Source organism: Actinotalea sp. JY-7885, from assembly GCF_014525465.1.
GTDB lineage: Bacteria > Actinomycetota > Actinomycetes > Actinomycetales > Cellulomonadaceae > Actinotalea.
In genome coordinates, this window is record NZ_JACEXH010000183.1 from 1 (window position 1) to 6,032 (window position 6,032).

Here is a 6,032-nt window from a genome sequence, read left to right on the forward strand (position 1 = left end):
CGGCCGGGGCGGTGCGCGTGCGCCCCGGCGCGCTCGGGCGTCACGCCGGCGGGCCGGCCTGGGTCCTGCTCGTCGACGACGTCGTGACGACCGGGGCGACGCTGCGCGCGTGCGCGGACGCGCTGACGACGGCGGGTGCGCTCGTCGTGGGAGCGCTGGTCCTCGCCGCCACGCCGCCGCCCCGCGGGGCCGGTGCCGTGGTGGCCTCGACGCCTGCGGCGACCTCCTGACGGGGCATCTCGGGACGATCCGTACCAGGACGCCGCGGGCCCGCGCACCGGGACCTCCGTCGGTTCACGTCCTGGTCACAGGAGGACTAACGTCAGTACATGGAGCCGTTCCCGCCCGGCGCGCAGGCCCACCCACCGGGGTGGTGCGCTCGCCGAGGGCGGACGTGGCCCCCTGCCACGCCCGCCGGAGCACGAGGGAGGTGGTGCGCGCCGTCCGCCCGATGAGGGCGTCCCCCGCAGTCCGCCGGGCGGTGCACGCACCGCCCCGTTTCCAGGAGGTTCACCATGGAGATCGTCGTCGTCGGTCGCCACACCGAGGTGCCCGAGCGTTTCCGCCGCCACGTCGAGGACAAGCTGGCCAAGATCACCCAGCTGGCCCCGCGTGCGATGCGCGTGGACGTCGAGGTCACCCACGAGAAGAACCCGCGCCAGGCCGAGGTGGCCGAGCGGGTGGAGCTCACGGTGCTCGGCAAGGGGCCCGTCATCCGTGCCGAGGCGTGCGCGGACGACCCCTATGCGGCGCTGGACGCGGCGACCACCAAGCTCATGGAGCGGCTGCGCAGGGCACGTGACCGGCGCAAGGACCACCACAAGTCCGTCCCGGCGGTGCCGGTCGACGTGCGCCCGATCGAGGAGGAGCCGCCCGTCGAGGAGCCGGAGCAGCCGGCTCCCGCGCCCGGCGAGGTCGTCGAGACGACGTGGGGCGACTCGCCCGTCGTCATCCGGGAGAAGCTGCACCAGGCCGAGCCGATGACCCTCGACGACGCCCTCTACGAGATGGAGATGGTGGGTCACGACTTCTACCTGTTCATCGACGCCGAGACGGCCCTGCCGTCCGTCGCCTACCGGCGCCGGGGGTGGAGCTACGGCGTCATCCGGCTCGACGCCCCCGTGAACGCCCCGGCGGTCCAGGCCGTCTAGCGCGTCGACGCCGGCGTGTCGGTGCGGGGCGCGAGGATGGCCACCATGCCCACCTCGCGCCCCGTCGCACGTCCGGAACGGCTCACGCTCGCCCAGGCGCGTCGGGTCGCCCTGCGCGCGCAGGGTCTCGACCGACGTCGGCCCGAGCCCGGCTCTCCCGTGACGATGCGGGCCTTCCAGGGCGTCGTCGACCGGCTCGGCCTGCTGCAGATCGACTCGGTCAACGTGGTCGCGCGCGCGCACCTGATGCCCGCGTTCTCCCGGCTGGGCGCGTACGACGTCGGCCTCCTGGACCGGGCCTCGTCCCGGCCGCCGCGCCGCCTCGTCGAGTGCTGGGCGCACGAGGCCTCGTTCGTGCCCCCGACGACCTACCGCCTGCACGGCTGGCGCCAACGGGGCTACCTGAACCAGGCCTGGGGGACCATCCAGGAGGTGCCGCTGCGCCACTCCGGCGTGGTCGAGGAGATCCGCGCCCTCGTCCGCGAGCGGGGGCCGGTCACGGCGCGCGAGGTCCACGAGCTCCACGCCTCGGGCGTCGCGGTGGCGCGCACGGAGTGGGGCTGGAACTGGACCGTGGCCAAGCGGGTGCTGGAGTTCCTCTTCTTCACCGGGGAGATCACCTCCGCGCGCCGCAACGCCGCCTTCGAGCGGTGCTACGACTTCACGGAGCGCGTCCTGCCGCCGGCGGTGCTCGCGAGCCCCGAGCCGGACGAGGCCGACGCCGTGCGCGAGCTGCTCGCGATCGGGGCCAGGGCGCACGGCATCGGCACGGCCCGCTGCTTCGCCGACTACTTCCGCATCCGGCGGCCGGAGGCGGTGCGCGCCGGGGTCGCCGAGCTCGTGGAGGAGGGCGTCCTCGTGCCCGTGCGGGTCGACGGCTGGGACCGGCCGACCTACCTGCACCGGGACGCGGAGCTGCCCCGCCGGGCGACCGGGCGTGCGCTGCTGAGCCCCTTCGACCCCCTGGTCTTCGAGCGACGACGGCTCGAGGAGCTGTTCGGCATGCGGTACCGGATCGAGATCTACGTCCCCGCGGCCCAGCGGGTGCACGGCTACTACGTGCTGCCCTTCCTGCTCGACGACCGCTTCGCGGCCCGCGTCGACCTCAAGGCCGACCGCGCCCGCGGCACTCTGCTGGTGCAGGCCGCGCACCTCGAGCCGGGCGCGCCGCCGCAGACCGCCACGGAGCTCGCGACGGAGCTGCGGGCGCTCGCGGCCTGGCTGGGGCTGGACGCCGTGCGGGTCCCCGAGGGCGCGCCGGGGGACCTCGCGGGGGCGCTGCGGGCGCTCGCGTGAGCCGGCCGCGACCGGTCCCGGGACGGCCCGCCACGCTCACCGGGTGGCGTCGTGCCCGGCGAGGCGCCGCCCTCGCCTACGATGGACGTCGGTCTGTCTCGACCATCGGCTCGTCGCCGCCCGGCACGGGTCTCTGAGAAGTCTGGAGCAACGCGTGCCGTCGATCCTCGACAAGGTCCTGCGGATGGGCGAAGGCCGGATCGTCAAGCGGCTGAGCGGCCTCGCCGACCAGGTCAACGCCCTCGAGGACAGCTTCAGCGCCCTCAGCGACGCCGAGCTGCGCGAGGAGACCGACCGCTTCAAGGCGCGCCTGGCCGACGGCGAGACGCTCGACGACCTGCTGCCCGAGGCGTTCGCCGCGGTGCGCGAGGCCGCGAAGCGGACGCTCGGCCACCGGCCCTACGACGTCCAGCTCATGGGTGGGGCGGCGCTGCACCTCGGCAACATCGCCGAGATGAAGACCGGTGAGGGCAAGACCCTCGTCGCGACGCTGCCGGCGTACCTCAACGCGCTGACCGGCAAGGGCGTCCACGTCGTCACGGTCAACGACTACCTCGCGAGCTACCAGAGCGACCTCATGGGCCGCGTGTTCCGGTTCCTGGGCCTGACGACGGGCTGCATCATCGCGGGCCAGAAGCCGGCCGAGCGGCGCGAGCAGTACGCGGCGGACATCACGTACGGCACGAACAACGAGTTCGGCTTCGACTACCTGCGCGACAACATGGCGTGGAAGCCGGAGGAGCTCGTCCAGCGCGGCCACCACTTCGCGATCGTCGACGAGGTCGACTCGATCCTCGTGGACGAGGCGCGCACGCCGCTCATCATCTCCGGGCCCGCCTCGGGCGACTCGAACAAGTGGTACGGCGAGTTCGCCAAGGTCGCGCGGCGCCTGACGGCGGACGTCGACTACGAGGTCGACGAGAAGAAGCGCACCGTGGGCGTCCTCGAGCCGGGCATCGCCAAGGTCGAGGACTACCTGGGGATCGAGAACCTCTACGAGTCGCTCAACACGCCGCTCATCGGGTTCCTCAACAACGCCCTCAAGGCCAAGGAGCTCTTCAAGAAGGACAAGGACTACGTCGTCATGAACGGCGAGGTCCTCATCGTCGACGAGCACACCGGACGCATGCTGCCCGGCCGTCGCTACAACGAGGGCATGCACCAGGCCATCGAGGCCAAGGAGGGCGTGGCGATCAAGGCCGAGAACCAGACGCTCGCCACGATCACGCTCCAGAACTACTTCCGCCTGTACGACAAGCTCTCCGGCATGACCGGCACCGCCCAGACCGAGGCGGCGGAGTTCCAGAGCACGTACAAGCTCGGGGTGGTGCCCATCCCGACGAACCGGCCGATGCAGCGCGTCGACCAGCCCGACCTCGTCTACAAGAACGAGGAGGGCAAGTTCAAGGCCGTCGTCGACGACATCGTCGAGCGCCACGCCGCGGGCCAGCCCGTGCTCGTCGGTACGACGAGCGTCGAGAAGAGCGAGCTCCTCTCGCGGCTCCTGCGCAAGCAGGGCGTCCCCCACGAGGTCCTCAACGCCAAGCAGCACGCGCGCGAGGCCGCGATCGTCGCCCAGGCGGGCCGCAAGGGCGCCGTCACCGTCGCGACGAACATGGCCGGCCGCGGCACCGACATCATGCTCGGCGGCAACGCCGAGTTCATGGCCGTCGCGGCGCTCGCCGAGAAGGGCCTGAATCCCGCGGACCAGCCGGAGGAGTACGAGGCCGCGTGGCCCGCGGCCCTCGAGGCCGCCACCTCCGCCGTCGCGGCGGAGCACGAGGAGGTCGTCGAGCTCGGCGGGCTGTACGTGCTGGGTACCGAGCGTCACGAGTCGCGGCGCATCGACAACCAGCTGCGCGGGCGATCCGGCCGCCAGGGCGACCCGGGCGAGTCCCGGTTCTACCTCTCGATGACCGACGACCTCATGCGGCTGTTCAACGCCGGCCTGGCCGAGTCGATGATGAACCGCGCCGGCTTCCCCGACGACATGCCGCTCGAGTCGAAGATGGTCTCCCGCGGCATCCAGAGCGCCCAGGCGCAGGTCGAGGCGCGCAACTTCGAGATCCGCAAGAACGTCCTGAAGTACGACGACGTCCTCTCGCGCCAGCGCACGGTCATCTACGACGAGCGTCGCCGCGTCCTGCAGGGCGAGGACATGCAGGACCAGATCCAGCACTTCGTGACGGACGTCGTGACCGCGTACGTCGACGGGGCGACGGCCGAGGGCACGCCCGAGTCGTGGGACCTCGAGGCGCTGTGGACCGCGCTCAGGGTCGTGTTCCCCGTCTCGATCACGTCCGAGGAGGTCGTCGAGGAGGCCGGTGGTGCCACGCGGCTCACGCGCGACCTGCTGCTCGAGGAGCTGCTGTCCGACGCGCGGCACGCGTACGAGCAGCGCGAGGAGCAGCTCGGCTCGGCGAACATGCGCCAGCTCGAGCGGCGCGTCGTGCTCTCGGTGCTCGACCGCAAGTGGCGCGAGCACCTCTACGAGATGGACTACCTCAAGGACGGCATCGGCCTGCGGGCGATGGCGCAGCGCGACCCGCTGGTCGAGTACCAGCGCGAGGGCTTCCAGCTCTTCAACGCGATGACCGAGGGCATCAAGGAGGAGTCGGTCACCTACCTGTACAACCTCGAGGTCAAGGTCGCCGACCCGGCCGCGAGCGTGGGCGCCCAGCCCGGCGGCCCGCAGCTCGTGGGTGCGGCCGCCGCGGCGCCGGCCACCGGCGACGCCCCGCTCGAGGTGCAGGACAGCGCGGCGGCCGACGGCGTGCCGCAGGACGATGTGCCGCAGGACGACGTCCCCGGCGACGACGCCCCGGTCCCCGCCGCGCGTCGCCGGACCAGGGCGGCCGCCGGCGCGACCTCGTCGCCGGCTCAGACGCTGATCGCCAAGGGCCTCGACGGCCCGGAGCGCCGGGTCCCGCTGCAGTACTCCGCGCCCAGCGTGGACGGCGACGCCACCGCGGTGGTGACGGCCGAGGCGGGGCCGAGCGAGAAGGACGGCCAGACGTACCCCGGCACGCCGCGCAACGGGCAGTGCCCGTGCGGGTCCGGCAAGAAGTACAAGGCCTGCCACGGGAAGAACGAGGTCGCCTGACCCGCGTCGCCTGAGCTGAGCCGCTCGACCCGTGTGCCGGGTCGGGCGGCTCAGCCGATCTGGAGCACCGTCGCGCGCCACGCGCCGCGGCGCAGCTCCATGCGGACCGCCGCGGCGCGGACCCGGGTGCCGTCGTGCACGACCACGCTCGCCTCGGCGACCGTCCGGCTCACGCGCGAGACCACGGTGCTGCGCACGGTGGGGCGCCGGGCGGGCGGTGCGACGGCGGCGGGGCAGCGCCGGCTGAGCTGCTCGAAGACCGCGGGGCTGACCCAGCGCGCGAGCTGGAGCACGGGCCGGCCGCCGGCGAGCGACTCGACGGCCGCCAGGACGACCGCGCCGCACAACCGCGCGGGGTCGGACGGCGAGGCCTCGACCGGCGCCGGGGCAGCGACGGGCCACAGCGACTCCGTGACGGGCGACGTCACGCACCGCAGCAGCGGCGCGACGGCCTCGGCGGCTCGTGCGGCGGCCTGCGGGGC

The 6,032-nt window shown here is 73.2% G+C and carries 5 protein-coding genes; 4 read left to right on the plus strand and 1 reads right to left on the minus strand.

The window, feature by feature from the left end:
- The 4 genes from IDM29_RS14015 to secA form a co-directional block, all read left to right on the plus strand.
- Positions 1-230: ComF family protein (locus tag IDM29_RS14015; RefSeq protein WP_255500275.1), on the plus strand; the 230-nt coding region annotated here is incomplete at its 5' end.
- 285 nt (positions 231-515) lie between these two features.
- Positions 516-1,151: a ribosome hibernation-promoting factor, HPF/YfiA family gene (gene hpf, locus IDM29_RS14020; protein WP_182111720.1), complete on the plus strand. Its 636-nt coding sequence runs from the start codon at positions 516-518 to the stop codon at positions 1,149-1,151.
- Between the two features lie 45 nt (positions 1,152-1,196).
- Positions 1,197-2,447 carry a winged helix-turn-helix domain-containing protein gene (locus IDM29_RS14025; protein ID WP_182111719.1) on the plus strand — a complete coding sequence of 417 codons (1,251 nt, stop codon included), beginning with the start codon at positions 1,197-1,199 and terminating at the stop codon, positions 2,445-2,447.
- 154 nt (positions 2,448-2,601) lie between these two features.
- Entirely contained in the window at positions 2,602-5,550 is a 2,949-nt protein-coding gene (secA, locus tag IDM29_RS14030) for a preprotein translocase subunit SecA (protein WP_182111718.1), read from the plus strand.
- A gap of 50 nt (positions 5,551-5,600) precedes the next feature.
- Here the strand turns inward: secA and IDM29_RS14035 are convergent.
- Positions 5,601-6,032: Rv3235 family protein (locus IDM29_RS14035; RefSeq protein WP_255500276.1), on the minus strand; the 432-nt coding region annotated here is incomplete at its 5' end.